The sequence below is a fragment of the Streptomyces sp. NPDC051684 genome, assembly GCF_044453445.1.
GTDB lineage: Bacteria > Actinomycetota > Actinomycetes > Streptomycetales > Streptomycetaceae > Streptomyces.
Genome location: NZ_JBITCS010000022.1, coordinates 105,417 through 131,755, shown reverse-complemented (window position 1 = coordinate 131,755; position 26,339 = coordinate 105,417). Strand labels below are relative to the sequence as shown.

The following is a 26,339-nucleotide window of genomic DNA, read 5'->3' as shown; positions in this document are numbered from 1 at the left end:
CACACCATCGCCCCCGTAAACCGCTCTCATCGTCAGCAGCCACTGCACGGAAGGTCGCCTCGAAGAATGCCGAAGCGTGTGCTCACCACCGAGTCCGGCGCCCCTGTCGCCGACAACCAGAACTCCGCCACCGCAGGCGTCGGCGGCCCGATCCTCCTCCAGGACCAGCACCTCCTGGAGAAGCTCGCCCGCTTCAACCGCGAGCGCATCCCGGAGCGCGTGGTGCACGCCCGTGGCTCCGGCGCCTACGGCTACTTCGAGGTGACGGACGACGTCACCGACTACACGTACGCCGACTTCCTGAACTCGGTCGGCAAGCGCACCGAGGTCTTCCTGCGCTTCTCGACCGTCGCCGACAACCTCGGTGGGGCGGACGCCGTCCGTGACCCCCGCGGCTTCGCGCTCAAGTTCTACACCGAAGAGGGCAATTACGACCTCGTCGGCAACAACACCCCGGTCTTCTTCATCAAGGACCCGCTGAAGTTCCCCGACTTCATCCACTCCCAGAAGCGCGACCCGTTCACGGGCAAGCAGGAGCCGGAGAACGTCTGGGACTTCTGGGCGCACGCCCCCGAGGCCACGCACCAGATCACCTGGCTGATGGGTGACCGCGGCATCCCGGCGTCCTACCGCCACATGAACGGCTACGGTTCGCACACCTACCAGTGGACGAACGAGGCGGGCGAGGCCTTCTTCGTGAAGTACCACTTCAAGACGAACCAGGGCGTGCGCAGCCTGTCGTCCGACCAGGCCGCGGAGATCGCGGGCAAGGACGCCAACTCGCACCAGACGGACCTGCTGCAGGCCATCGAGCGCGGCGTGAACCCGTCCTGGACCGTGTACGTCCAGCTGATGCCGGCCGCCGAGGCCGCGGACTACCGCTTCAACCCGTTCGACCTCACCAAGGTGTGGCCGCACAAGGACTACCCGCTGCAGCGCGTGGGCCGCCTGGTCCTGGACCGCAACCCCGAGAACGTCTTCGCCGAGGTCGAGCAGGCCGCCTTCTCCCCGAACAACTTCGTTCCGGGCATCGGCCCCTCCCCCGACAAGATGCTCCAGGGCCGCCTGTTCGCCTACGCGGACGCGCACCGCTACCGCCTGGGCGTCAACCACACCCAGCTCGCGGTCAACGCGCCGAAGGGCGTCGAGGGCGGCGCGGACAACTACGGCCGCGACGGCCTGATGGCGGCGAACGCGTACGCCCGCAGCCGCAAGAACTACGAGCCGAACTCCTTCGACGGCCCGGTCGAGACCGGCCGCCCGCTGGCCGCGCCGCTCGCGGTCAACGGCCACACGGGTACGCACGAGGCCCCGGCCCACACGAAGGACGACGACTTCTTCCAGGCGGGCGAGCTGTACCGCCTGATGTCCGAGGACGAGAAGGGACGCCTGGTCGCGAACATCGCGGGCGGCCTCTCCCAGGTCTCGCGCGACGACATCGTGGAGAAGAACCTGGCCCACTTCCACGCCGCCGACGCCGACTACGGCAAGCGCGTGGAGGAGGCGGTCCGCGCCCTGCGCGAGGACTGATCCCGCCGGGCAACACCCAGACCGCGTAAGAGGGTTGACGGGAGGTCTTCCCTCGTACGCAATGGCCCGCGCCGTCTGCCACGACCCGGATGAGGGGTGGTCTGGCGGGCGGTAGCGGGAGACTGCGCCAGTCGTTGCGGCTGGCGCCGTGCGGGGACCGCGGCGGCTTGTGCAGCGTACGAGCCAGTGCGGTGGTGAAGGTTCGCCGCTCCTCTTTCGACCTGAGGAAGAGCGGGCGGGGAACCGTCGTACGACAGCCGCCGTGGTCCCGGCCAATTCCCTGACGGGGTCTGACCGTTGGGGTCCCTTGGGCCTTCCGGCCCATGCGGTCTCCGTCCGGTGGCGCGCATGCATGTTTCGCCAGTCGCGCGCCGTCGGACGGCAACAACTTCCCGGCCAGAGCGCCGAGTTCGGACGGTCCCGGACTCGGCGCTCTTCTGCGTCCGCAGGGGTACCGGGACGGGGGCGGTGCCGGTCGGCGACTTCCGCGTCCGTGGCGCTTCGGTTCCCGGTTGTGACGGTCGGCCGTCCCAGGCCTCGGGGGGTCTTCTGCTACCGGGACGGGGGCCGATGCCGGTCGGCGGCTTTCCACGTCCATGGCGCGGCGGTGTCCGGCCATTGCAGTCGACCGTCCTACGCCTCGGGGCTCCGCCCCGGACCCCGCTGCTCAATCGCCGCAGGGGCTTGATTGGCCTGGCTCAACGCTGCCCGGCGCGCCAGGGCGACGTACGGGCCCTGCACCCAGGCCTCGTACTTGGCTCCCGCGCCTGGACCTGGGCCCCGGGCTCCGTGCACAGGTCTCGTACCCGTGTGCAGCGCACGGACCTCGGACCCGTGTCCGATGCCCATGCCTCGCACCTGGGCCTCGTGTCTGTGCCCCGCGTCTGCGTCTCGTCGGCGCGCCGCGTCTGTCGCCTCGCCCCGCGCCTCGTCTCCACGCCGCGCCCGACGCCTCACCCCCGTACCGCGTCTGCACGCCGTACCTGCACGGGCGCCGCGTCGGCGCGCCTCCACACGACGCCCGCACCAGGCGCCTCTACGTCACGCTTCTACGCCTCGCCTGTGCGCCGTCGCTCCCGCCCATCTCCCAGCCACCCGCCCCCTCCAGGGGCGTCGGCCCGACGGGGTGCCGCGGCCGGCCACGGCTCCTCGCGGCGACGGCAGGGCCGTGCCCCGGCCGCCTTGGGCAATCTGCCGCCTGGGGCGGCAGGGTGGGCAAGGCGGTCCACGGTGCCGCGCGCCATCAGCTCAGGCGCCGACGCCGGCACAGAAGCCGCACGCCGGTCGGACCGAAGCCCGGAGGGGGCAGGTGAGCGGACGCCGGTGCGCGGCGGACTCCGGCGGTGCCGCGCCAAAATGCTCGCGCGCGCCGACCACGGCACGCGAACTGCCCGAGGCGACGAGCGGCATGGGCGCGGCCCGGGGGCTGCTGTGCCGCGGAACGATGACCACAGGCACTTCCCCCGGAACACCAACCCACCCTGCCTCGGGGGGGGGCCGAAGCCCCCGGAGGGGGCGGGTCGGTGGGAGGTGGGCGGGCAACGGCGGGGGTGGACAAGGGCCCTGACGCGTCGCGATGGCCTCAGCGCCGACCACGGCGCATGCCCCGGGGCGGCCGAAGCCCTCGGAGGGGCGGGTGGAGATGGGCGGGCGACGGTGCCGGTGGGCTCCAGCAGTGCCGCGCCGAGGGTGGTGCCGCGCCGAGGGTGGTGCCGCGTCACGATGGCCGCGCGCGTCGGCCACGGCGCCCAACACCGGCGGGGCCGAAGCTCCCGGAGGGGGCGGGTGGGTGGGAGGTGAGCGGGGCGACGGCGGGGGCGGACGAGGGCCGTTACGCGTCGCGATGGCCGTAGGCATCGACCACGGCGCACGTCCACGGGAGGGCGACTTCCCATGGGGGCGGGGTCCGGCGGGACCGTGCCGCGAGGGGCGGGTGCGTCGGTCGCGGTTGTCCGCCGCCGGCCCGGGACGGCCGGAGCGCGGGAAGGCCCCCGGTTCCGTGGAAGCGGGGGCCCGTCCTCGTACTGCGCGGAGCGGTTGTCAGACCTTCAGCGGCCGGATGGCCGTCGGCGCGTGCCCCGGCTCCGTCGCGACCTCCTCGAACTCCTTGACCGCGCTGATGTCGGCCGTCGGGCTCATCGCGATGTTCGTGATGCGCTCCAGGATCGCCTCCACGACCACCGGGACCTGGAACTCCTGGGCCATCTTCTTGGCCTGTTCGAAGGCGGCACCCAGCTCGTTCGGGTCCGTCACGCGGATCGCCTTGCAGCCGAGGCCCTCGGCGACCTTGACGTGGTCGACGCCGTAGACGCCCAGCTCGGGGCTGTTCTGGTTCTCGAACTCCAGGTTGACCTGGAAGTTGATGTCCAGGCCGATCTGGGCCTGGCGGATCAGGCCCAGGTACGCGTTGTTCACCAGCACGTGGACGTACGGGATGCGGTGCTGCGCACCGACCGCCAGCTCCTCGATCATGAACTGGAAGTCGTAGTCGCCGGAGAGCGCGACGACCTGCGTGTCCGGGTCGGCCTTGGAGACGCCGAGCGCCGCCGGGATGGTCCAGCCGAGCGGACCCGCCTGGCCGCAGTTGATCCAGTGCCGCGGCTTGTAGACGTGCAGCATCTGCGCGCCGGCGATCTGCGAGAGGCCGATCGTCGTGACGTACCGGGTGTCCTTGCCGAACGCCTTGTTCATCTCCTCGTAGACGCGCTGCGGCTTCATGGGGATGTCGTCGAAGTGCGTACGGCGCTGGAGGGTCTCCTTTCGCTCCAGGTGCGAGGCGACCCACGCGGAGCGGTCCGGCAGCTTGCCCGCGGCCTTCAGTTCCTTGGCGACCTCGACGAAGAGCTCCAGGGCCGACTTGGCGTCGGAGGTGATCCCGTAGTCCGGCGCGAAGATCTTGCCGATCTGCGTCGGCTCGATGTCGACGTGCACGAACTTGCGCTCGCCCTGGTAGACGTCGAGCTTGTAACCGGTGTGACGGTTGGCCCACCGGTTGCCGATGCCGAGGACGAAGTCCGACTCCAGGAACGTGGCGTTGCCGTACCGGTGACCGGTCTGCTGCCCGACCATGCCCGCGTTCAGCTCGTGGTCGTCGGGGATCGTGCCCCAGCCCATCAGCGTGGGAACGACAGGCGTGTTGGTGACCTCGGCGAACTCGACGAGCAGCTCGCTCGCGTCCGCGTTGATGATGCCGCCGCCCGCGATGATCAGCGGCCGCTCGGACTCGACGAGGAGCTTGATCGCCTTCTCGATCTGGGCGCGGCTCGCGGCCGGCTTGTAGACCGGCAGCGGCTCGTACGTCTCCGGGTCGAACTCGATCTCCGTCTGCTGGACGTCGATGGGGAGGTCGATGAGGACGGGACCGGGACGACCCGAACGCATCAGGTGGAAGGCCTGCTGGAAGACGCCCGGGACCTGCGCGGCCTCCAGGACGGTCACCGCCATCTTCGCGACCGGCTTGGCGATCGTGGCGATGTCGACGGCCTGGAAGTCCTCCTTGTGCAGGAGGTGACTCGGGGCCTGGCCCGTGATGCACAGGATCGGGATCGAGTCGCCCGTGGCGGAGTACAGGCCGGTGATCATGTCGGTCCCGGCGGGACCCGAAGTGCCGATGCAGACACCGATGTTGCCCGGGTTGGCCCGGGTGTAGCCCTCGGCCATGTGCGAGGCGCCCTCGACGTGCCGGGCGAGCGTGTGGTCGATGCCACCGCTCTCCTTGAGCTCCCTGTAGAAGGGGTTGATGGCGGCACCGGGCACGCCGAACGCGTTGCTGACGCCTTCGCGCTTGAGGATCTCAACGGCCGCGCGGGCGGCGGTCATTCGAGCCATGAGTGCTCCCGACTCCTGCTGTGACTGTGTACGGCTACGGCTGTCGGATTCGCGCTCCCGTCGCGCCCCGCGGCGAGCTCTGAATTCCGTCACCCAGTCCCCCCCGCTCGTTCGAGCGGCCCTTTCGGGCACTTTCACGATGTGGAAACTAGGTTCTGCTATATGGAAGCAATGTAGAGGGGCGCTTTGGAGGCCGTCAAGGTGGATGATGAGACTGACGTCGATCCGTTTCCGGGCAGGAGCAAGGGGGAGTTGCCATGGCCGAGCCCGCCCACCTGCGCTGCCCCACCTGCCGGCGCGAGCATCTGTACGCTCCGCAGGCCCTGCCCTGCGCCTGCGGAGCGCCCGTCGCGCCCCCGATGGTGCGCGGCGCCAGCCCCGTCCCCGTCTCCGAGCGCACCTGGGACGACGACTGGATGACGCTGCGCTGCCCGATGTGCGGCCGGCACGACCGCTGGCCCCGGCCCGAGCTGGGCTGCGCCTGCGGTTCCGTACTGCGCGTCCCGGTCCACGACGACCAGGCCCCCGCGCCCGCCCACATCCCGCTGCCGCGCACGGGCGCGTCCCCACGCACCCCCTCGCTCCCGCCCGACCGCCCCGCGTTCCAACCCGTCGCCATCCGCACCGCGCGCGACGCCGTGACGGCCGTGGCGCTGTATCTGCGCTGGCTCGGCTACGACGACGTGCGCAGGGCCGACCAGCGTCCGCCCTCCGGCATCGCGCTCGCGGCGAGCGGGGTCGTCGCCCAGGTCGAGCCGTCGGTGCGGCCCGCGACGCTGCGCGACGTGGAGTGCCTGTGGCTCCAGTCGATGACGGAGTCCGCGGCCTGCGCCTACTTCTCGCTGGCCGGTTACGCGGACGAGGCCGGCAGCCGCGCCGACGCCCTCGGCGTCCCGCTGTTCGTCCTCGACCTGGCCGGGATGCCGCAGCCGGTGAACAGCCCGGCCGACGAGCTGATCGCCGGGGCGTGAATCCGCGTGAGCGCGGCGGGCGCTCTCGGCATACTTGCCGGATGATCATTCGTACCGCCGAGCCCGCCGACCTCCCCCGCCTCCAGGCGATCGAGTCGGCCGCGGGCGAGATCTTCCGTACGCTCGGCATGGACGCGATCGCCGACGACGCACCGCCCACACTCGCCGAACTGGAGCGGTACCGGCGGGCGGGGCACGCCTGGGTCGCCGCCGAGGACGCCGAGGACGCCGAGAACATCGCCGCCTACCTCGTCGCCGAGGTCGTCGACGGCGCCTACCACATCGAGCAGGTCACCGTGCACCCCCGCGCCGCCCGCCGAGGTGTGGGCCAGACCCTGATCGCGTGCGCCGCCGACTGCGCGCGCGGCCAGGGCCTGACCGCTCTCACCCTGACCACGTTCGCCGACGTGCCGTGGAACGCCCCGTACTACGAGCGCCTCGGTTTTCGCCGGCTCTCCAGGGCCGAGCTCACCCCGGGGCTGCGCGCGATCCGCGCGGCCGAGGCCGAGCACGGCCTGGACCGGTGGCCCAGGGTGTGCATGCGAAGAGAGCTGTAACGCTCCCTGCCTTTCGGTTACAGGTCCTGTCTACAGGTTTCCCGTTCTACAACTCCCCGTACCCCTCTCGGAGTTCCACCTTCCGGACCTTCCCGCTGACGGTCATCGGGAACCGTTCGAGAAGGCGCAGTCGGCTCGGGATTTTGTAGTGCGCGAGCCGGTCACGGCAGAAGGCGCGTACCTCGTCGAGGGTCAGTGTGTCCGCCGGGTCCCGCAGGATCACGCAGGCGAGCACCTCCTCGCCGTACTTCTCGTGCGGCACGCCCACGACCTGCACGTCCGCGATCTTCGGGTGGCCGTAGAGGAACTCCTCGATCTCGCGCGGGGAGATGTTCTCGCCGCCACGGATGATCATGTCCTTGATGCGCCCGACGATCTGCGCGTACCCGTCGTCACGCAGGACGGCCAGGTCGCCCGTGTGCATCCACCGGCCGGCGTCGATGACCTCGGCGGTCTTCTCCGGCTCGCCCCAGTAGCCGAGCATCACGCTGTACCCGCGCGTGCACAGCTCGCCGGACTCGCCGCGCGGCAGTGTGACGCCGGTGACCGGGTCGACCACCTTGACCTCGATGTGCGGCAGCACGCGGCCGACCGTGCCGGTGCGGCGCTCCAGGTCGTCGTCGCGGCGCGTTTGAAGGGAGACGGGCGAGGTCTCGGTCATGCCGTAGCAGATCGAGACCTCGGCCATGTGCATCTCGGAGACGACCCGCTTCATCACCTCGGCGGGGCACGGCGAGCCCGCCATGATGCCCGTGCGCAGACTGCCCAGGTCGTACGCCGCGAAGTCCGGCAGGTTCAACTCGGCGATGAACATGGTGGGTACGCCGTACAGCGCCGTGCACCGCTCCTGCTGCACGGCGCGCAGGGTGGTGGCCGGTTCGAAGGACGGGCCCGGGATGACGATGCAGGCGCCGTGCGAGGTGGCGCCGAGGTTTCCCATCACCATGCCGAAGCAGTGGTAGAAGGGCACCGGCAGACACACCCGGTCCTGCTCGCTGTAGCCGACCGTCTCCCCCACCCAGTAACCGTTGTTGAGGATGTTGTGGTGGGAGAGCGTGGCCCCCTTCGGGAAGCCGGTCGTGCCGGAGGTGTACTGGAGGTTGACCGGGTCGTCGCAGGACAACTCGGCCTCCCGGGCCGCGAGTTGGTCCACCGTGGCGCCGTCGGCGGCTGCCACCAGGGCGTCCCAGCTGTCCGTGCCGATGAAGACCCGGTCGCGCAACTCGGGGCACTCGGGGTCCACTTGCCGGACCAGCTCGCGGTAGTCCGTGCCCTTGTGCTCCGTCGACGAGACGAGAAGCGAGACACCCGACTGCTGGAGTACGAACGCCAACTCGTGTGACCGGTAGGCCGGGTTGATGTTCACCAGGATCGCGCCGATCCGCGCGGTCGCGTACTGCACGAGCACCCACTCGGCGCAGTTGACCGCCCAGATGCCCACGCGGTCGCCCTTGGCGATGCCGCGCGCGAGCAGCCCGCGCGCCAGCTCCTCGACGTCCGCGCCGAACTCGGCGTACGTCCAGCGGCGCCCGTCGGCCATGTCGACGAGTGCCTCGCGCTCGGGCCAGGCCTCGACGGCCCGCCGCAGATTGCGCCCGATGGTGTCTCCGAGGAGCGGCACCTCGCTGGTCCCGTGCGCGTAGGAGAGTGCGGTCACCGGAAGTCCTCCTCGGAGTACGGGGCGGCCGCCTCCTCGGCGGTGGCCGCTCGCTGCATCGGCACCAGCATGCCTTGAGCGTCGCCCGGCCGTCGCCCCCTCGGTGCACACCCGCCACACCGAATGTCGGCCCGCACACCGCCCTCCGTCACGTCCGCCGCTTCTCACGCACCTTTGCCCCTTCTCACGACCGGCCCTCGAGCGGTGGTCCACCACCCCACTCGACGATTGCGAGTACGCGAGGTGACAGCGCCTCGGTGAGGCCGTGAGGAGTGCGTGATGCGCAAGGTCGTTTCGAGGGACGGCACGACGATCGCCTACGAGAAGGCGGGCCAGGGCCCGCCGATCGTGCTGCTCAACGGCTCGTTCCGGGACCACACCATCTTCGACGCGCTGGTGCCGGAGCTGACCGCGCACTGCACCACCTACGTCTACGACCGGCGCGGGCGCGGCGAGAGCGGGGACGCCCCGCAGTACGCCGTGGCGCGCGAGATCGAGGACCTGGAGGCGGTCATCGAGGAGGCCGGCGGGTCCGCCGTGGTGTTCGCGGGCAGTTCGGGCGCGAACCTGGCGGTGGAGGCCGTGCTGTCCGGTGCCCCGGTCAGCAGGCTGGCGCTGCACGAGCCGTTCTACCGGGTCGAGGGCTTCCCCAAGCCGCCCTGGAACGTGGCCAAGACGATCCGCGTACTGATGGAACAGGAGCGGCGCCACGAGGCGGTCGAGTACTACCTCGGCAGCTTCCTGGGGCTGACGCCCGACACGGTCGCCGACTGGCGCAAGGGCCCGATCTGGGCGATCAACGAGGCCAACGCGCACACCCTCGCGTACGACCTGGAGATCTGCGGCGACTGCGAGGTCCCCGTCGAGCGGCTGGCCGGCTGCCAGCTGCCGGCCCTGGTCCTCAACAGCGATCACACCAGCGAGTGGCTACGGGCCGCCGCGCGTGCCACGGCCGCGGCCCTGCCGGGCGGGCAGTCCCTGGAACTGCCCGGTTCCTGGCACCGGATCGACATGGATGTGCTCGGCCGGACCCTCGTCGAGTTCGCCACGTCCTGAGGCGGCGCCCGTCGCCCGTACGACAACTCAGTCGAGGAGGTACCGCCGTGACACCCGTTCACACCCAGGAACCGGCGCAGGCCGCAGCGCGCTCCGCGCCGCGCGGTCGCGGAGCCACCGTGTGGCTGACCGGGCTGCCCAGCGCGGGCAAGACCACCCTGGCCCGTGCCCTGGCCGAGCGGCTGCGGGCGCGCGGCCGACCGGTGGAGATACTCGACGGTGACGAGATCCGCCTGTTCCTCTCCGCCGGGCTCGGCTTCTCGCGCGAGGACCGGGACACACACGTGCGACGGGTCGGGTTCGTGGCGCAGAAGCTGGCGGCCCACGGTGTCACGGTCCTCGCTCCGGTCATCGCCCCCTACGCCGCCTCCCGGGCGGCCGTCCGCGCCCACCACGCCGCGTACGACACCGACTTCGTCGAGGTGCATGTGTCGACGCCCGCCGAGGTGTGCGGCGAACGGGACGTGAAGGGGCTCTACGCGCTCCAGGCCGCGGGGCGGCTGACGGGTCTCACCGGGATCGACGACCCCTACGAGGAACCGCGCGACCCGGAGCTGCGGGTGGCCACCACCGGCCGGACGGTGGCCGCGTGCACCGCGCGACTGCACGGATTCCTGACCGAGAGGGGCCTGGCATGACGTCGGCGAGGCAGAGCCCGGCGCCGCCCGCCGGAACCGGGTTCGACCTGTCCCATCTGGACGCCCTGGAGGCGGAGTCCGTCCACGTGCTCCGTGAGGTCGCGGGCGAGTTCGAGCGGCCGGTGATCCTCTTCTCCGGGGGCAAGGACTCCCTGGTGATGCTGCATCTGGCCCTGAAGGCGTTCCGTCCCGCGCCGCCGCCGTTCGTGCTGCTGCACGTCGACACCGGGCACAACTTCCCCGAGGTGCTGGCCCACCGGGACCGGGTGGTGGCGCGCGCCGGGCTGCGGCTGCACGTCGCCTCGGTGCAGGAGTACCTCGACGAGGGGCGGCTGCGGGAGCGCCCGGACGGCACCCGCAATCCCTTGCAGACGGTTCCGCTGCTGGACGCCGTGACGGCGCACCGGTTCGACGCGGTGCTCGGCGGCGGGCGCCGTGACGAGGAGAAGGCGCGGGCCAAGGAGCGGGTCTTCTCGCTGCGCGACGAGTTCGGCGCCTGGGATCCGCGCCGCCAGCGCCCCGAGCTGTGGCAGCTCTACAACGGGCGACACGTACCGGGCGAGCACGTGCGGGTGTTCCCGCTGTCCAACTGGACGGAGCTCGACGTGTGGCAGTACATCGAGCGGGAGCGCGTCGAGCTCCCCTCGATCTACTACGCGCACAAGCGCGAGGTGTTCGCCCGCGCCGGCATGTGGCTGACCGCCGGTGCCTGGGGCGGCCCGCGAGCGGGCGAGACGCCGCAGTGGCGCATGGTGCGCTACCGCACCGTCGGCGACATGTCGTGCACCGGCGCCGTCGACTCCGACGCGGCCACCGACGCGGAGATCGTCGCCGAGGTCGCGGCCAGCCGCGTCACTGAACGCGGCGCGACCCGGGCCGACGACAAACTGTCCGAGGCCGCCATGGAGGACCGCAAACGCGAGGGGTACTTCTAGCCATGACGGCCACCACAGCCATGACCGGCACCGGACACACCGCCGCGGCCACCCTGCTGCGGTTCGCCACCGCCGGGTCCGTCGACGACGGCAAGTCGACCCTGGTGGGCCGGCTGCTGCACGACTCGAAGTCTGTGCTGAGCGACCAGTGGGACGCCGTGGCGCGGGCCTCGGCCGGACGCGGGCAGGAGGCGCCCGACCTGGCGCTGCTCACCGACGGGCTGCGCGCCGAGCGGGAGCAGGGCATCACGATCGACGTCGCCCACCGCTACTTCGCGACGCCCCGGCGCCGGTTCATCCTCGCGGACACCCCGGGGCACGTGCAGTACACGCGGAACATGGTGACCGGTGCCTCGACGGCCGACCTGGCCGTGGTGCTTGTCGACGCCCGCAACGGGGTCGTCGAGCAGACCCGGCGGCACGCGGCCGTCGCCGCGCTGCTTCGGGTGCCGCACGTCGTCCTCGCCGTGAACAAGATGGACCTGGTGGACTACCGGGAGAGCGTCTTCGCCGCCGTGACACGGGAGTTCACCTCCTACGCGCGCGGGGTCGGGCTCACGTCCGTGACGGTGATCCCGGTCTCGGCGCTCGCAGGGGACAACGTGGTGAGTCCCTCGGCCCGGATGGACTGGTACGGCGGTCCGACGCTCCTGGAGTACCTGGAGACCGTCTCCGTGGGCGGGGATCCGCGCACGGCCGACGCCCGTTTCCCGGTGCAGTACGTGCTCCGCCCGCGGCGCGACGGCTTCCACGACTACCGGGGCTACGCGGGCCAGTTGGCGTCCGGTGTGCTGCGGGTCGGGGACCCCGTCACCGTGCTGCCCTCCGGCCGCGCCACGACCGTCTCCGCACTGGAGGTGCTGGGCAGGCCCGAGCGGACGGTGTGGGCGCCGCAGTCGGTGACGGTGCGGCTCGCCGACGACATCGACGTGTGCCGCGGGGACCTGATCGCGCCGACCGGGGCGCTGCCACCACTCACCCGCGGCCTCCGGGCACACGTCTGCCACCTGCACGAACGCCCGCTGCGCCGGGGAGACACCGTGCTGGTCAAGCACACCACCAAGACGGTGCGGGCCCGCGTGAGCGACCTGCCGTACCGCATGGACATCGACACCCTGCGGCGCCGGCGGGACCCGGACGCCCTGTACGTCAACGACATCGGGCGGGTCGTGCTGCGGACGGCCGAACCCCTGGCCGTCGACGACTACGCGGACCACCGGCGCACCGGCTCGTTCCTGATCGTCGACCTGCACGACGGAGCCACGCTCGCCGCCGGGATGGCCGATGCGGCGCCGCTCGAGAAGGACGCGACCGTCGCTCCGGACGCACTCCATCAATCGTCCACGCGTCGCTGATTCCCTCTTGAGGAGTCGCCGATTTCGGCAACACATGCCCCGCGAACGGAGATTGATATGCGGCCCCGCAAAAGGTCCGTCGTGCGGTCCCTCGGAAAGACGATCGGAGAGGGACTGATGTGGATGGGATACGCCTGGAACGGACTCTATCCGCCCTCCTCACCGGGGGACTACGACCTGCACCTTGCCGAACAGCCCTGCTGGCCGCCCTTGTCGGACGAGGAGATCGCCCAATGGACGGCACTGGTCAGGAATGTGTGACAGGCACGGCACAGCTTCGAGGAGATGTCGTATGCACAGCAATCTGATAGTGGCCCGAATGGATTCCGGGTCGAGCGCCGACGTGGCCCGGCTCTTCAAGGACTTCGACGAGTCGGACATGCCGCACCGCATGGGCACCCGGCGGCGTCAGCTCTTCATGTTCAACGGCCTGTACTTCCACCTCCAGGACTTCGAGGACGAGCAGGGCGGCGAGCGCATCGAGGAGGCGAAGACGGATCCCCGGTTCGTGCGCATCAGCCGCGACCTCGACCCGTTCATCGACGCCTACGACCCCGCGACCTGGCGTTCGCCCGCCGACGCGATGGCGCGCCGTTTCTACTCCTGGGAGTCCAAGTGAGCGGCCGGCGCGTGGTGATCACCGGCGTGGGCGTGGTCGCGCCGGGCGGGGTCGGCACCAAGAACTTCTGGAACCTGCTCAGCGAGGGCCGCACCGCGACCCGTGCGATCACCTTCTTCGACGCGGCGCCGTTCCGCTCCCGGGTGGCCGCCGAGGTCGACTTCGACCCCTACGAGCACGGGCTGCGCCCGCAGGAGATCCGGCGCACCGACAGGGCCGCGCAGTTCGCCCTGGTCACCGCCGGCGAGGCGCTCGCGGACAGCCAGTTGGACCTGACGGCGAGCGCCCCGCACCGCGTCGGGGTGGCCGTCGGGAGCGCGGTGGGCGCCACCATGGGGCTCGACGACGAGTACCGGGTGGTGAGCGACGGCGGCCGGCTCGACCTCGTCGACCACACGTACGCCGTGCCGCACCTCTACAACTACTTCGTGCCGAGTTCGTTCGCGGCCGAGGTCGCCTGGGCGGTCGGCGCCGAGGGTCCCGCCACGGTGGTCTCCACCGGCTGCACCTCCGGCATCGACTCCGTCGGGTACGCCGCGGAGCTGATCCGCGACGGCTCGGCCGACGTGATGATCGCCGGGGCCACGGATGCGCCGATCTCGCCGATCACCCTGGCGTGCTTCGACGCCATCAAGGCGACGACCCCGCGCAACGACGACCCGGAGCACGCCTCCCGGCCCTTCGACCGCACCCGCAACGGGTTCGTCCTCGGCGAGGGTTCGGCGATGTTCGTCCTGGAGGAGTGGGAGTCCGCGCGCCGGCGCGGCGCCCATGTCTACGCGGAGGTCGCCGGGTACGCCTCGCGCTGCAACGCCTTCCACATGACGGGGCTGCGGCCCGACGGCCTGGAGATGGCCGAGGCCATCGGCGCCGCCCTGGACGAGGCACGGGTCGACGCGCGGGAGGTCGACTACGTCAACGCCCATGGTTCGGGCACCAAGCAGAACGACCGGCACGAGACGAGCGCCGTCAAGCGCGGCCTCGGCGAGCACGCCCGCCGCACCCCGATGAGCTCGATCAAGTCGATGGTCGGGCACTCGCTGGGCGCGATCGGCTCGATCGAGATCGCCGCGTCGGTGCTCGCCATGGAGAACCACGTGGTGCCGCCGACGGCCAATCTGCACGATCCCGACCCCGAATGCGATCTCGACTACGTGCCGTTGACCGCGCGCGACTGGCGCACCGACACGGTGCTCACCGTCGGCAGCGGCTTCGGCGGTTTCCAGAGCGCCATGGTGCTCGCTCGACCGGACAGGAACAGGACGGCATGAGTTCTCAAGTCGTGGTGACCGGTATCGGAGTCCTCTCCCCCAACGGCTTCGGCACCCAGGGGTTCTGGGACGCGACCCTGGCGTCCAAGAGCGGCATCGGCCGCATCACACGCTTCGACCCGCGCCAGTACCCCGCCCAACTCGCGGGCGAGATCGACGGGTTCGGCGCCGAGGAGCATCTGCCGAGCCGGCTGCTGCCGCAGACCGACCGGATGACGCAGCTCGCCCTCGTCGGCGCCGATCACGCGCTGGCCGACGCGGACGTGGACCCGCGGCAGGCCGACGCGTACGGCATGGGGGTGATGACCGCCAGCACGTCGGGCGGCTTCGAGTTCGGCCAGGAGCAGCTGAAGAACCTGTGGAGCAAGGGCAGCCAGTACGTCAGCGCCTACCAGTCCTTCGCCTGGTTCTACGCCGTGAACACCGGCCAGATCTCCATCCGGCACGGCATGCGCGGCCCCAGCGGTGTCGTGGTGGGCGACCAGGCCGGCGGCCTCGACGCGCTCGGGCACGCGCGGCGGCTGGTCCGCAAGGGCAGTGACCTCATCCTGTCCGGCGGGGTCGACGCGGCGATCTGTCCGTGGGGCTGGGCCGCGCAGCTCACCTCCGGCCGGCTGAGCACCGCGGACCAGCCGGAGCGCGCCTACCTCCCCTTCGACGCGGAGGCCTGCGGTCATGTGCCCGGCGAGGGCGGCGCGCTGCTGATCCTGGAGGAGGCCGAGGCGGCGCGGCGCCGTGGCGCCCGTCAGGTCTACGGCGAACTCAGCGGGTACGGCGCCACGTTCGACCCCCGACCCGGCAGCGGCCGGCCCCCGGGGCTGCGCACGGCGATCGAGGTCGCGCTGGACGACGCGGGGGTGCGCCCCGGCGACGTCGACGTGGTCCTCGCCGACGCGGCGGGCGTCGTGGAGCTCGACCGCGAGGAGGCCGACGCCATCAACGGCGTGTTCGGCGCGCGGGCGGTGCCGGTCACCGCGCCCAAGACGATGACGGGCCGCCTCGGTTCGGGCGCCGGGCCCCTCGACGTGGCGACCGCGCTGCTCGCGCTGCGCGACGGGGTGATCCCGCCGACCGCACACGTGGTGCCGAGCGCCGCGTACGGCCTCGATCTGGTCACCGAGCCGCGGCGCACCGCCCTGGCGACGGCCCTCGTCCTGGCCCGCGGCCACGGCGGTTTCAACTCGGCGCTCGTCCTGCGCTCCGGCGCCAGGGCCTGATCCGACCCGACCTCACGAAGGAGACCAGCGTGACCACCACCGGGTCGGCCACCGCCTCGCTCCCCCCGCACAAGCGGCGTGTCCTCGGGCTGTTCCGCCCGTACCGCCGGAGCCTGTTGTTCGTCGCGGCGCTGGTCGCGGCCTCGTCCCTGGTCTCCCTCGTCAATCCGTTCCTGATCCGGGAGATCATGGACGAGGCGCTGCCGAAGGGCCGTACCGGTCTGCTGTCGCTGCTCGCCCTCGGCATGATCGTCATCTCGGTCGCCACCAGCACCTTCAACGTGTGGCAGACCCATGTCTCCGCCAGGGTGGGCCAGTTGGTGATGCACGATCTGCGCACCGCCGTCTACGCCCATCTCCAGCGCATGTCGCTCGCCTTCTTCACCCGCACCCGCACCGGTGAGGTGCAGTCCCGCATCGCCCACGACATCGGCGGCATGCAGGTGACGGTGACGACCACCGCCACCGCCCTGGTCTCCGACCTGACGATCGTCGTCGCGACGACGACGGCGATGCTGCTGCTCGACTGGCGGCTGACCATCGCCTCGATGGTGATGCTGCCCGCCTTCGTGTGGGTGAGCCGCCATGTCGGTGACGAGCGCCGGGTCATCACCCGCGAACGCCAGCGGCACTTCGCCGATCTGACGTCCATGGTCCAGGAGTCGCTGTCGGTCAGCGGCATCATGCTCGGCCACACCATGGGCCGCTCCCGGTCCCTGGCCGACTCGTTCGCGGACGAGTCCCGCAAGCTGACCGCGATCGAGGTTCGGGCCAGTACGGCGGGCCTGTGGTACCAGTCGACGATCTGGGTCGTGATGGCGTCCATGCCCGCGGTCATCTACTGGGTCGCGGGTCTCGCGGCCGGCGGCGGCCCGGCCCTCTCGCTCGGCTCCCTGGTGGCGTTCACGACGCTCCAGCAGGCCCTGTTCCGGCCCGCGCAGCGGCTGCTCACGATCGGCATCGACATCCAGAGTTCGCTGGAGCTGTTCGCCCGCATCTTCGAGTACCTCGACCTCCCGGTCGACGTCGCCGAACCCGAACACCCCGTGGTGCCCAAGGAGTTGCGCGGCGAGGTGTGTCTGCACGGAGTGGGCTTCTCCTACGCGGGGGCGGCGCGGCCCACCCTGGAGGGCGTCGACGTGCGGGTGCCGGCCGGCGGGAGCCTCGCCGTGGTCGGCGAGACCGGGTCGGGCAAGACGACGCTGAGTTATCTCATCCCCCGTCTGTACGACGCGAGTTCGGGCAGCGTGACAATCGACGGGTGCGACGTGCGCGACCTGTCCTTCGACACCCTCGCGGCGGCCGTCGGCGTCGTCTCGCAGGAGACGTACCTCTTCCACGCGACCGTCGCCGACAACCTGCGGTTCGCGAAGCCCGACGCCACCGACGAGGAGCTGTACGCGGCCGCCCGCATCGCGCACATCCACGACTACGTGACGGCGCTTCCGGACGGCTACGACACGGTCGTCGGGGAGCGCGGCTACCGCTTCTCCGGCGGCGAGAAGCAGCGCCTGGCCATCGCCCGCGCCATCCTGCGCGATCCGCCCGTCCTGGTCCTCGACGAGGCGACGAGCGCCCTGGACACGCAGACCGAGCAGGCCGTCCAGGCGGCCATCGACGCGGCGAGCGCGGGCCGCACCACGATCACGGTCGCCCACCGGCTTTCGACCGTGCGCGACGCCGACGAGATCGTCGTCCTCGACAAGGGCCGGGTCGCCGAGCGCGGCACGCATCACGAACTCCTGGCGCTCGGCGGCCAGTACGCGACGCTCATCGACCGGGACACCCGGCTCGCCGCGGTGTGAGAGGTCGGCGACGCCGCGGTGCGAGCGGTCCGTGAAGAGCCCGCTCTGGAGCGGACCTCGAGCCGCTCTGCAGCGGCCGTCCCTAACTTCGCGCCATGGACACTGCTTCCGACCGGACACCCGACAGACCCGGACTCGACCGCCGTACGCTGCTGCGCGGTGGCGCCGCCGCCGGTCTCGGCGCCGTGGTGACCACCACCACGGTCCTCGCCACCTCCCCGGAGGCGGCTTCCTACGACGCGGGCCCCGAGCCGTCGCCGCCCGAGCTGATCCTGACCAAGTTCCGGGACCGGCTGCCCGTCCCGCCCGTCCTGCGCCCCAAACAGCGCGACCGGCACGACGAGTTGACGGTGCGTCTGCGCACGGCCGACGTCACCGTCCACTCGCAGCTTCCCCGGGTGCGGATGTGGACCTACGAGGGCTCCTACCCCGGCCCCACCATCGAGACGACGGCGGGCCGCCCGCTCCGGGTGGCCTGGGAGAACGGGCTCACCGGCGAGATCCCCGTCAAGGCCGTCGACTTCGGCCTGGCCACCGGCCCCTCCCCCGACCCGCTCACGAACTATCCCGGGACCGCCGGCTGCCAGGAGGTGGCGGGTGTTTCGGGGCTCGGGCCGTGGGCGGTGGTGCATCTGCACGGCATGCTCACCGGCGGCGGCAACGACGGCTGGATGGAGAACCTGCTGGCCCCGGGCGACGTGCAGCTGTCGGCCTATCCGAACCGGGACGCGGCCACGCTCTGGTACCACGACCACACCCACCACGTGAGCCGCTTCAGCGTGTACGCGGGCATGGCCGGGCTGTTCCTCGCGCGCGGCGGCCGGGAGCGGGACCTTGGACTGCCCGCGGGCGAGCACGAGGTGCCGCTGGTGCTCAGCGACCGCAACTTCGACCTCGACGCCTCGGGCGCGCCGGCCGGCCGGCTCGTGCACAAGGTGGAGATGGTCGGCGCCCAGCGCCTGATGCGGGTGCACGCGGCCCCGTACACGCTGGTCAACGGCGTCGTCTGGCCGTATCTGGAGGTGCGGCCGCGCTGGTACCGGTTCCGGGTCGTCAACACCGCCAACTCGCGGATCTACCGGTTGATGCTGCTCGCCGACGGGGTTCCGGTGCGGGGCGCCTTCCAGGTGATCGGCACCGACCAGGGCCTCACCGACCGGCCGCGACAGGTCGAGGGCGCGCTCAACCTGTCCCCCGGCGAACGCGCCGACGTACTGGTCGACTTCGGGGAGTTCCGCGGCCGCACGCTCAAGCTGGTCAACACCATCGACGGCGTCACCCCCGGCGGCTCCAGCAGGCGCGACGACATGCTGGAACCGGACGTGATGCAGTTCCGGGTCGCCGACCGCAGGCCCAACACCGGCTTCACCCTGCCGAAGACGGTCGAGCCCGCGTTCCGGCGGCTCGGCACCGACGACCTCCCGCGCGAGCGGCCCCCGCGCTGGATCGCCCTGGTGGGTCCGGGCACGCAGAACATGCCCGAGCTGTGGGAGATGGAGGAGCTGGCGGAGAGCGAGGCGCAGGGGCTTGACCTGCCGGCGGAGGGGATCGTGCAGGTGCGCGACGAGCACGGCGCCCTCACGACGCTGCGCAGAACGGCGATGGCGTACGACGACGGGAACACCGTGCGGGCCGCGCACCAGGACCTGGAGGTGTGGAAGTACCTGAACCTGGCGGCGTCACCGCACCCGATGCACATCCATCTGGCACACTTCCAGGTGCTGTCCCGGGCGTTGTACGACGTCACCGGCTTCGACCGGAAGGTGCGCGGCTCCGCCCGGCCGATCGCCTTCAAGGAGACGGCGGAGCTCGAGGCGCACGAGATCGGCGAGAAGGACGTGATCCGGGTCGGGACCGCGGGCCGCATCACGGCGGGCCCGAACGGCACGCCGGGCGAACTCGTCACCGTCGCGGTGCGCTTCCCCGTGCTGGGCCGGGGCGTGCACCACTGCCACATGCTGGAGCACGAGCAGCACATGGTGCGTCCCCTCGTGGTGGGCCCCGCGGACGGCGCTCAGCACGAGGGACACAGCGGCATGCACCACTGACGGCAGCGGTGGCTCAGGGGTTGAGCACCCACGCCGAGTCGTGCCGGGTGAAACCGATGTGCGGGTAGTACTCGGCCGCGGCGGGCGCGGACAGCAGCACGATCTTGGCCTGGGGGGCCTCCTTGCGGGTCGCGTCGATCAGCTCGCGGCCGATCCCGCAGCGCTGGTGGGCGCGGTCGACGGCGATGTCGGAGAGGTACGTCACGTAGGCGAAGTCGGAGACGCTGCGGGCGATGCCCACCAGTTCGCCGTCGACGCGGCAGGTGACGACGAGGTTGGCGTGGCGCACCATGTCGGCCATCCGCCGCGTGTCCTCGACGGGCCGGCGCTCGCCGAGGCCCGACTCCCGGTAGACCTTCAGCACCTCGTCGAGGTCGAGGTCCCGGCCGTCCGTACGCTCAATGATCCTGCTCACGCAGCTGGTCCAATCGCTTGTGGATGACGTCGTGGTGGGACAGGAACCGCTGGGGCGTCAGGCTGCCCGTGTCGAAACCCGCGGCGTCGAGTTCCCGGCGGAAGTCCGCACCGTTCGCGGCGGACTGGATGGTCCGGTAGATCCGCTCGCGGTCACCGCCGGAGCGCAGTTGCTCGGCGAGGACCGCTGAACTGTAGGCGAGTCCACCGGTGTGGTCGATCGCGGCGCGCATCCGCTCGGGGAAGACCGCCATGTCGCGTATCAGCTTGGTGGCGGCCGTCACTTGGTAGTGCGCGACGGTGAAGGCGTCGGGCAGCACAACCCGTTCGACCGAGGAGTGCGACAGATCGCGCTCGTGCCACAGAGCGACGTTCTCCAGCATGGCGCCGGCGTGGCCGCGCAGCAGCCGGGCCAGGCCCGAAAGGCGTTCGCCGGTCGTCGGGTTGCGCTTGTGCGGCATCGCGCTGGACCCCTGGTAGCCGGCGCCGCGCGGCTCCTCCACCTCGCGCACCTCGGTGCGCGACAGCAGTCGCACCTCCACGGCGATCTGCTCGACGCAGGCGCCGAGCGTCGCGATGGCCTGGACGAGCTGCGCGTGCCGGTCGCGGGCCACGACCTGGCTGGGGGCCTGCTCCACGCCCAGGCCGAGCGCCCCGCACACGTGCTCCTCGACGGCCGGGTCGATCAGCGCGTAGGTGCCCACGGAGCCGGAGATCGTGCCGACCGCCACCTGCTCGCGGGCGTCCCGGAGCCGGCGGATCGAGCGGTCGACGGCGAAGGCGAACCCGGCGAGCTTGTGCCCGAACGTGGTGGGCTCGGCGTGCATGCCGTGGGTGCGCCCGATGCACACGGTGTCCCAGTGCTCGTCGGCCCGCTCCACGAGGGTGGCGCGCAGCCGCACCGCCGTGTCGATGAGCAGGTCGCAGGCGCGGGCCAGGGTGTGTCCGAGGGCGGTGTCCACGAGGTCGTAGCTCGTCATGCCCAGGTGCACCCAGCGGGCGGTGTCCGCGGGCATGGTCTCGCAGAACGCCGCGAGGAAGGAGAGGATCTCGTGGTCGCGGTCGCGTTCCAGTTCGGCGACCCGGGCGGCGTCCGGCACCGGCGCCCGCCGGATGCCGGCGTACGCCGCTTCGGGGACCAGACCCAGACGCGTCTGCGCCGCGGAAGCGAGCACCTCCACCTCGGTCCATGTCGCGTACCGGGCCTGGTCGGAGAAGAGTTCGGCCATCTCCGGGAGCGCGTAGCGGGCGATCACGGTCAGGCGGCCTTGCGGATGATTTCGACCGAGCCTTCGTCCAGGAGGGTGCGGACGGCCTCGTCACCGCCGGCGACGTCGAGGTCCATGTCGTGCAGGCGGTCGATGACGTTGCGGACCACCTTCTCCTGCTGCCGCTCGCCGGAGCCCTCCCAGACCAGCTCGGGGAACACCGTCAGAAAGACCTTGTCGTTGCCCTGGCTGAAGATGTTGACTTCCATGACGTCGCGCAGTGCCATTCGGGCGTTGTAGATCAGGGTATTCATGCCTGCCACCGACTTTCGGTATCCGGGTCCGTCGCGACTCATGATGGTGGGCGGCCCCGGCGCGGACAAACGTTCAACTGCGCGAATTCCCCGCTTGAACGGCATTGCCATTTACGGGTGTTTGACAGAAAAACCCACCGCCGCAGACGATGCAGACGTTCGCAAATGCGTTTGGCCGCGTCTCACGAAAAGACATCCGGAGTGCCATGAAAATCCTGTTCATAACGACGGGCAGCCAGGCAACCTACTACGCCACTGCCCCGCTGGCGACGGCCGCGCGAAACGCCGGCCATCAGGTCATGCTGGCCGCCCACGAACCCTGGGTGGAGACCGCGGAGGCCATCGGCCTGCCGACGTTCTGCTACACGGTCGACCCGATCCGGCACTTCATGCGGATCACCAACCCCGGCAAGGGGCTGCGCTTCCCGCGGGAGCTGGGCGACGACGAGATGATCGGGCAGGGCCGCGGCTTCGCGCAGATGGGCCTGGCCGGCGTCACGTCCCTCCTCGAACTGGCCAAGGACTGGACTCCGGACGTCGTCGTCGGCAGCTCGCAGAGCTACGCGGCGATGCTGCTCGCCGCCCACCTCAAGGTGCCGTACGTGCGGCACGTGGAGTACCTGGGCATCCCGCTGACGGGGATCGACCCGGGCGCCGAGGCCGAACTGCGGCCGGAGATGGAGCGGTTGGGCGTGGACGGGCTGCTGAAGCCCGACCTCCTGATCGACTCGACGCCGCCCTCGCTGCGCCCCGCCGGGGACCCGGAGGCCCAGCCGATGCGCTGGATCCCGAGCAACCCGCAGCGCCGCCTGGAGCGGTGGATGTACACGCGTCCCGAGGGGCGTCGCCGGGTCGTCATCACGTCCGGCTTCCGCAGCCTGATGTTCCGTGACCCGGGCTGGACGATGCCGCTGCTGGTGAGCGAGTTGAACAAGCTCGGCGCCGAGGTGCTGATCGCCGCGTCGCCGGGTGCGGCCGAGCGGTTCGGCGAGGAGCTCGGCGACGCGCGGGTGGGCTGGATCCCGATCGACGTGGCGGCGGCGACCTGCGATCTGGCGGTCCACCACGGTGGGGCGACCACCGCCACCAGCCTGATGGCCAACGGCGTCCCGCAGCTGATCATCCCGGAGAACCCGCCGGAGTTCCCGCCCAACTACCACCGTGAGGCCATCGCCGGGGCGATCAGCGGCTTCGGCGCGGGCAAGACGCTGTGGCCGCAGGCCCAGGAGCCGGACACGGCGCCGGGCGCGGTGATCGCCGCCGCCTGCCGCGAGCTGCTGGAGGACCCGAGCTACACGGAGCGCACGCAGTTCCTCGCCAAGGAGATCGCCACGCTTCCGACGCCCGCGGACCTCGTGCCGCGCCTGGAGGCCCTGACCGCCGGCTGACCCCGTACGGCGGCGCACGTCAACTCGCCCCGGAACCACGGAGATTCACTCCTCCGGCGGTTCCGGGGCGAGTTGGCGTGCGCCGCCGTACGTACAGGCGCATGAAGAGGCCGCCGACCCGCGGGGCGGGCCGGCGGCGCCAGGAGGTTCAGCGGGCGGCCAGCGCCTCGATGTCGCGCAGGACTTCGTCGGGCCTCGGCAGCGCGGCCGCCTCGGCAGCCAGCAGCCGGGTGCGCTCGGCGTAGCGCGGGTCGTCGAGGATCGTCCGGGCGGCCTCGACCGTGACCTTGTACGGGTCGCGGCCCGCCTCGGGGCGGTGCCGGTCGACGAGTTCGGCGGCGCCGAAGTCGCGTACGGCCTCGGCGACGGCCTTGCCGTATCCGTTGTCGGGGATGATCAGTTGGGGCACCCCGGAGTTGATGAGCGTCATCGCCGTGGTGGCACCGCCGTGGTGGACCGCGAGGTCGCAGGTGGGCGCGACGACGTCGAGCGGGATCCAGCCGATGCGCACGTCGTCGCCCAGTTCCGCGCCGAACCGCTCGGCGGCCTCGGGCAGCGCCGCCACCAGCACCTCGACCCCGCCGCCCGACAACTCCTCGACCAGGGCGCGCAAGGAGCTGCCGGGGGTGTCGAGGACGAGGTTGCGGGTCCCGGCGGTGATCAGGACCCGGGGCCTGCCCTCGGTCTTCGTGTACATCCACGGTTCGACGCGGCGCTGGCTGACCCGCGGCGTCCAGCGCATGGACCGGGCCGGGGGCGCTCCCGCGGGGCGCAGCGAGGGCGGGCAGAGGTCGATGAACAGGTCCGGGTCCGGCAGCTCGGCAAGGCCCAACCTCGCCAGTTCCGGCTGGAGTTCGGCGACGGCCGTCCGGTCGCGGCGCGCCATCGGGGCGATGTGCCAGATGTGCCGCACGTACGGGACGCCGAGCCGGGCGGCCAGCACCCGGGGGACGTGCGAGAGGCCGCCGACCACCACGTCGGGCGTCCATTGCCCGGCCAGTTCCAGGAGGGCGTCCAGGCGGACGGACGCCGTCATGGCGTCCTGGCCGTAGCGCATCCGCTCGGGGGTGATGCAGACCGCGGGCAGTCCGACCGACTGCGCCGCCGCCATCAGCGGTTCGTCGGCGGCCAGCAGGATCTCGTGCCCCGCGTTGCGCGCGGCGGCGGCGAGCGGGGCGACGCCGAACACGGCTGCCTGGCTGCCGCCGACGGTGAACAGGAATTTCATGGCGCTGCCGTTTCTTCCGGTCTTCCGGTGGGAGGGGGTGCGTGCCGTCGGGCACGGATCAGCCGGCCTGGGCCATTTCCATGACGTAGCGGCCGTAGGAGGAGTTGGCGAGCCGACTGCCGAGGCGGTAGCAGTCCTCGCGGTCGATGTAGCCCATGCGCCAGGCGATCTCCTCGAGGCACGCGATGCGCACTCCCTGGCGGTGCTCCAGGACCTGCACGTAGTCGCCGGCCTCCATGAGGGCGTCGTGGGTGCCGGTGTCCAGCCAGACGAAGCCGCGCCCCAGCGGGACGAGCCGGGCCTCGCCGCGCTCCAGATAGACGCGGTTGAGGTCGGTGATCTCCAGTTCGCCGCGCTCGGAGGGGCGCAGCGCGCGGGCGATGTCCACGACCGAGTTGTCGTACAGATAGAGCCCGGTGATGGCCATGTTGGTCTTCGGGTTGGCCGGTTTCTCCTCCAGGTCGACGAGCCGGCCCTGGTCGTCGAGCGTGCCGACGCCGTAGCGCTCGGGGTCGCGCACCGGGTAGCCGAACAGCACGCAGCCCTGGATGTCCCGCGCGGAGCGTTGCAGCAGGGGGCCGAATTCGTAGCCGTGGAAGATGTTGTCGCCGAGGACGAGGGCGACGGAGTCGTCGCCGATGTGGTCGGCGGAGACCAGGAACGCGTCGGCGAGACCGCGGGGCTTGTCCTGTTCGGCGTAGGTCAGGGTGAGCCCGAGCCAGGAACCGTCCCCGAGGAGCCTGCGGAACATGTCCAGGTCGTCGGGGGTCGTGATGATCTCGATCTCGGTGATTCCGGCCAGCATGAGCGCGGAAAGCGGATAGTAAATCATTGGCTTGTCGTAGACCGGGAGCATTTGTTTCGAGACGCCCAGCGTGATCGGATGGAGCCTCGTACCATTGCCGCCGGCCAGGATTATTCCTTTCACCGTGGCACCTCCTCAGTGACTTCGTGCCCGATGGGCGATGCCCGCACTTTATCGGCGGCCGACACACGTTCAAAAGGCCCGGCGGCCGTGCGCACGCGGGGCCGGGAACGGGCATTGACAACCACTGACCGCCTCACAAGGCTTGGGTCGTCCCGGTTCAGGCATGTGCATTCTCATATCGTTTGGGTGGACCTGTGAAAATCGAAGGACCGACGTCCGTTCTCGAATCCGAGCAGAGAGCCGGTATAGGGATCATCGGATGCGCCGACATCGCGGTGCGGCGCGCCATTCCGGCCATACGGGAATCGCCCTTCCGGCTGGCCGCGGTCGCGAGCCGGTCGGCCGGGAAGGCCGAGGAGGCCGCCGCCCGGGCCGGCTGCGAGGCGGTCGTCGGATACGAACGGCTGCTTGAGCGGCCGGAGATCGAGGCGGTCTACATCCCGCTGCCCAACAGCGAGCACGCGCGGTGGGCGCGCCGGGCGCTGGACGCGGGCAAGCACGTGCTGATCGAGAAGCCCGCGGTGTCCTCGTGGCGCACGGCACGGCAGTTGACGGACCTCGCCGAGGCGCGCGGGCTCGCGGTGATGGAGAACTTCGCGTTCCTCCGGCATCCGCAGCACGAGCAGGCGCTGGCCCTCGTCGCGGACGGGGCCATCGGCGAGCTGCGCTCCTTCACCGGCGCGTTCGGGATTCCGCCCACCGACCCGCGCGGCATCAAGTACCAGGCGGACCTCGGCGGCGGTGCGCTGTGGGAGGTGGGCTGCTATCCGGTGCGCGCCGCCCAGGCCCATCTCGGCGCGTCCGCGCGGGTGGTCGGCGCGAGCCTCTCGCACGACAACCGGCTCGGCGTGGACATCTCGGGTTCCGCGCTGCTGCGCGACGACGCCGGGGTCACAGCGCACTGCTCGTTCGGGCTCTCCCACAGCTACCGCTCGACGTACGACGTGTGGGGCAGCGAGGGGCGGCTTGTCCTGGAGTGGGCGTTCACGCCCTCGCACAGCGCGCGTCCGGTGCTGCGCCTCCAGCAGCGGGATGTAGAGACGAAGATGATCGCGCCGGCCTGCGACCAGTTCGTGGGCGTCTTCCGGACGTTCCACGAGGCGGTGCGCGATCCCGCGCGGCGGGCGACGCACCGTCAGGACATGGTGCGGCAGGCGGCGTTGATGGAGCAGATCAAGGAGCGCGCGAACGACGGCGAGTGAGCCGGACCGGCGGGACGCGGTACGGCGGGGGGGGGGGGGGCCCCCCCCCCCCGCCCCCCCCCCCCCCCCCCCCCCCCCCCCCCCCCCCGGCCCCCCCCCCCCCGGGGCGCCCGGGCGCGGGGCGCGCCCCCGGACCCCGCGCCTCAATCGCCCGCCCCCACCCCCCCCGG

21 protein-coding genes are annotated in these 26,339 nt (G+C 71.3%); 14 read left to right on the top strand and 7 right to left on the bottom strand.

The features are described 5' to 3' along the window. Window positions 1-66: 66 nt before the first annotated feature. On the top strand, window positions 67-1,530 hold the full coding sequence (locus ACIA8D_RS25845) for a catalase (protein ID WP_399235752.1): 1,464 nt from the start codon (window positions 67-69) through the stop codon (window positions 1,528-1,530). A 2,040-nt stretch (window positions 1,531-3,570) separates the two neighbouring features. Here ACIA8D_RS25845 and gcl read toward each other — a convergent pair. Beyond that, a complete protein-coding gene (gene gcl, locus ACIA8D_RS25840) occupies window positions 3,571-5,358 on the bottom strand; it encodes a glyoxylate carboligase (protein WP_399235754.1) in 1,788 nt (595 codons plus the stop codon). Window positions 5,359-5,615: 257 nt separating this feature from the next. Here gcl and ACIA8D_RS25835 point away from each other — a divergent pair, with 257 nt between their 5' ends. Beyond that, window positions 5,616-6,329: a hypothetical protein gene (locus ACIA8D_RS25835; RefSeq protein ID WP_399235755.1), complete on the top strand. Its 714-nt coding sequence runs from the start codon at window positions 5,616-5,618 to the stop codon at window positions 6,327-6,329. Between the two features lie 41 nt (window positions 6,330-6,370). Then, window positions 6,371-6,886, top strand: coding sequence for a GNAT family N-acetyltransferase (locus ACIA8D_RS25830; RefSeq protein WP_399235757.1), 516 nt, complete (start codon window positions 6,371-6,373; stop codon window positions 6,884-6,886). A 46-nt stretch (window positions 6,887-6,932) separates the two neighbouring features. Here ACIA8D_RS25830 and ACIA8D_RS25825 read toward each other — a convergent pair whose 3' ends face one another. Continuing rightward, on the bottom strand, window positions 6,933-8,543 hold the full coding sequence (locus ACIA8D_RS25825; RefSeq protein ID WP_399235758.1) for an AMP-binding protein: 1,611 nt from the start codon (window positions 8,541-8,543) through the stop codon (window positions 6,933-6,935). Window positions 8,544-8,822: 279 nt separating this feature from the next. Between ACIA8D_RS25825 and ACIA8D_RS25820 the strand changes: the two genes are divergently transcribed. The 9 genes from ACIA8D_RS25820 to ACIA8D_RS25780 all read left to right on the top strand — a co-directional run bounded on the left by ACIA8D_RS25820 (window position 8,823) and on the right by ACIA8D_RS25780 (window position 19,487). Then, window positions 8,823-9,599, top strand: a complete 777-nt coding sequence (locus tag ACIA8D_RS25820) for an alpha/beta fold hydrolase (RefSeq protein WP_399235760.1) — start codon at window positions 8,823-8,825, stop codon at window positions 9,597-9,599. Between the two features lie 47 nt (window positions 9,600-9,646). Further along, window positions 9,647-10,237 carry an adenylyl-sulfate kinase gene (gene cysC, locus ACIA8D_RS25815; protein ID WP_399235762.1) on the top strand — a complete coding sequence of 197 codons (591 nt, stop codon included), beginning with the start codon at window positions 9,647-9,649 and terminating at the stop codon, window positions 10,235-10,237. Next, window positions 10,234-11,172 carry a sulfate adenylyltransferase subunit CysD gene (gene cysD, locus ACIA8D_RS25810; RefSeq protein WP_399235764.1) on the top strand — a complete coding sequence of 313 codons (939 nt, stop codon included), beginning with the start codon at window positions 10,234-10,236 and terminating at the stop codon, window positions 11,170-11,172. The genes cysC and cysD overlap by 4 nt, the downstream gene beginning before the upstream one ends. A 2-nt stretch (window positions 11,173-11,174) precedes the next feature. Then, a complete protein-coding gene (locus tag ACIA8D_RS25805) occupies window positions 11,175-12,527 on the top strand; it encodes a sulfate adenylyltransferase subunit 1 (protein WP_399235766.1) in 1,353 nt (450 codons plus the stop codon). 292 nt (window positions 12,528-12,819) lie between these two features. Further along, complete coding sequence (locus ACIA8D_RS25800; RefSeq protein ID WP_399235767.1) at window positions 12,820-13,146, top strand: TcmI family type II polyketide cyclase; 327 nt, start codon at window positions 12,820-12,822, stop codon at window positions 13,144-13,146. Next, window positions 13,143-14,417 (top strand): beta-ketoacyl-[acyl-carrier-protein] synthase family protein, encoded by a 1,275-nt coding sequence (locus ACIA8D_RS25795; RefSeq protein WP_399235769.1) that lies wholly within the window; start codon window positions 13,143-13,145, stop codon window positions 14,415-14,417. The genes ACIA8D_RS25800 and ACIA8D_RS25795 overlap by 4 nt, the downstream gene beginning before the upstream one ends. After that, on the top strand, window positions 14,414-15,634 hold the full coding sequence (locus tag ACIA8D_RS25790; protein ID WP_399235771.1) for a ketosynthase chain-length factor: 1,221 nt from the start codon (window positions 14,414-14,416) through the stop codon (window positions 15,632-15,634). The genes ACIA8D_RS25795 and ACIA8D_RS25790 overlap by 4 nt, the downstream gene beginning before the upstream one ends. After that, the gene (locus tag ACIA8D_RS25785) at window positions 15,634-17,439 is read left to right on the top strand and encodes an ABC transporter ATP-binding protein (RefSeq protein WP_399235820.1); all 1,806 of its coding nucleotides are present in this window, start codon (window positions 15,634-15,636) and stop codon (window positions 17,437-17,439) included. Before ACIA8D_RS25790 ends, ACIA8D_RS25785 begins: the two co-directional genes overlap by 1 nt. A 95-nt stretch (window positions 17,440-17,534) precedes the next feature. Beyond that, window positions 17,535-19,487 (top strand): multicopper oxidase family protein, encoded by a 1,953-nt coding sequence (locus tag ACIA8D_RS25780; protein ID WP_399235773.1) that lies wholly within the window; start codon window positions 17,535-17,537, stop codon window positions 19,485-19,487. Window positions 19,488-19,500: 13 nt separating this feature from the next. On the opposite strand, the gene ACIA8D_RS25775 is transcribed toward ACIA8D_RS25780, so the two are convergent. Genes ACIA8D_RS25775 through ACIA8D_RS25765 form a run of 3 tightly spaced genes read right to left on the bottom strand, consistent with a single transcriptional unit; the run spans window position 19,501 to window position 21,423 of the window. After that, window positions 19,501-19,902 carry a GNAT family N-acetyltransferase gene (locus ACIA8D_RS25775; RefSeq protein ID WP_399235775.1) on the bottom strand — a complete coding sequence of 134 codons (402 nt, stop codon included), beginning with the start codon at window positions 19,900-19,902 and terminating at the stop codon, window positions 19,501-19,503. Further along, window positions 19,886-21,157, bottom strand: a complete 1,272-nt coding sequence (gene purB / locus ACIA8D_RS25770; RefSeq protein ID WP_399235777.1) for an adenylosuccinate lyase — start codon at window positions 21,155-21,157, stop codon at window positions 19,886-19,888. Before purB ends, ACIA8D_RS25775 begins: the two co-directional genes overlap by 17 nt. Before the next feature lie 2 nt (window positions 21,158-21,159). After that, on the bottom strand, window positions 21,160-21,423 hold the full coding sequence (locus tag ACIA8D_RS25765) for a hypothetical protein (RefSeq protein ID WP_399235823.1): 264 nt from the start codon (window positions 21,421-21,423) through the stop codon (window positions 21,160-21,162). Window positions 21,424-21,629: 206 nt separating this feature from the next. Between ACIA8D_RS25765 and ACIA8D_RS25760 the strand changes: the two genes are divergently transcribed. Further along, window positions 21,630-22,811 carry a glycosyltransferase gene (locus ACIA8D_RS25760; RefSeq protein WP_399235779.1) on the top strand — a complete coding sequence of 394 codons (1,182 nt, stop codon included), beginning with the start codon at window positions 21,630-21,632 and terminating at the stop codon, window positions 22,809-22,811. Window positions 22,812-22,959: 148 nt separating this feature from the next. Here the strand turns inward: ACIA8D_RS25760 and ACIA8D_RS25755 are convergent, their stop codons facing one another. Then, complete coding sequence (locus ACIA8D_RS25755; protein ID WP_399235781.1) at window positions 22,960-24,039, bottom strand: glycosyltransferase; 1,080 nt, start codon at window positions 24,037-24,039, stop codon at window positions 22,960-22,962. A gap of 58 nt (window positions 24,040-24,097) precedes the next feature. Further along, the gene (gene rfbA / locus ACIA8D_RS25750; RefSeq protein ID WP_399235782.1) at window positions 24,098-24,967 is read right to left on the bottom strand and encodes a glucose-1-phosphate thymidylyltransferase RfbA; all 870 of its coding nucleotides are present in this window, start codon (window positions 24,965-24,967) and stop codon (window positions 24,098-24,100) included. Between the two features lie 194 nt (window positions 24,968-25,161). On the opposite strand from rfbA, the gene ACIA8D_RS25745 reads away from it, so the two are divergent. Further along, window positions 25,162-26,169: a Gfo/Idh/MocA family protein gene (locus tag ACIA8D_RS25745; protein ID WP_399235784.1), complete on the top strand. Its 1,008-nt coding sequence runs from the start codon at window positions 25,162-25,164 to the stop codon at window positions 26,167-26,169. Window positions 26,170-26,339 lie beyond the last annotated feature (170 nt).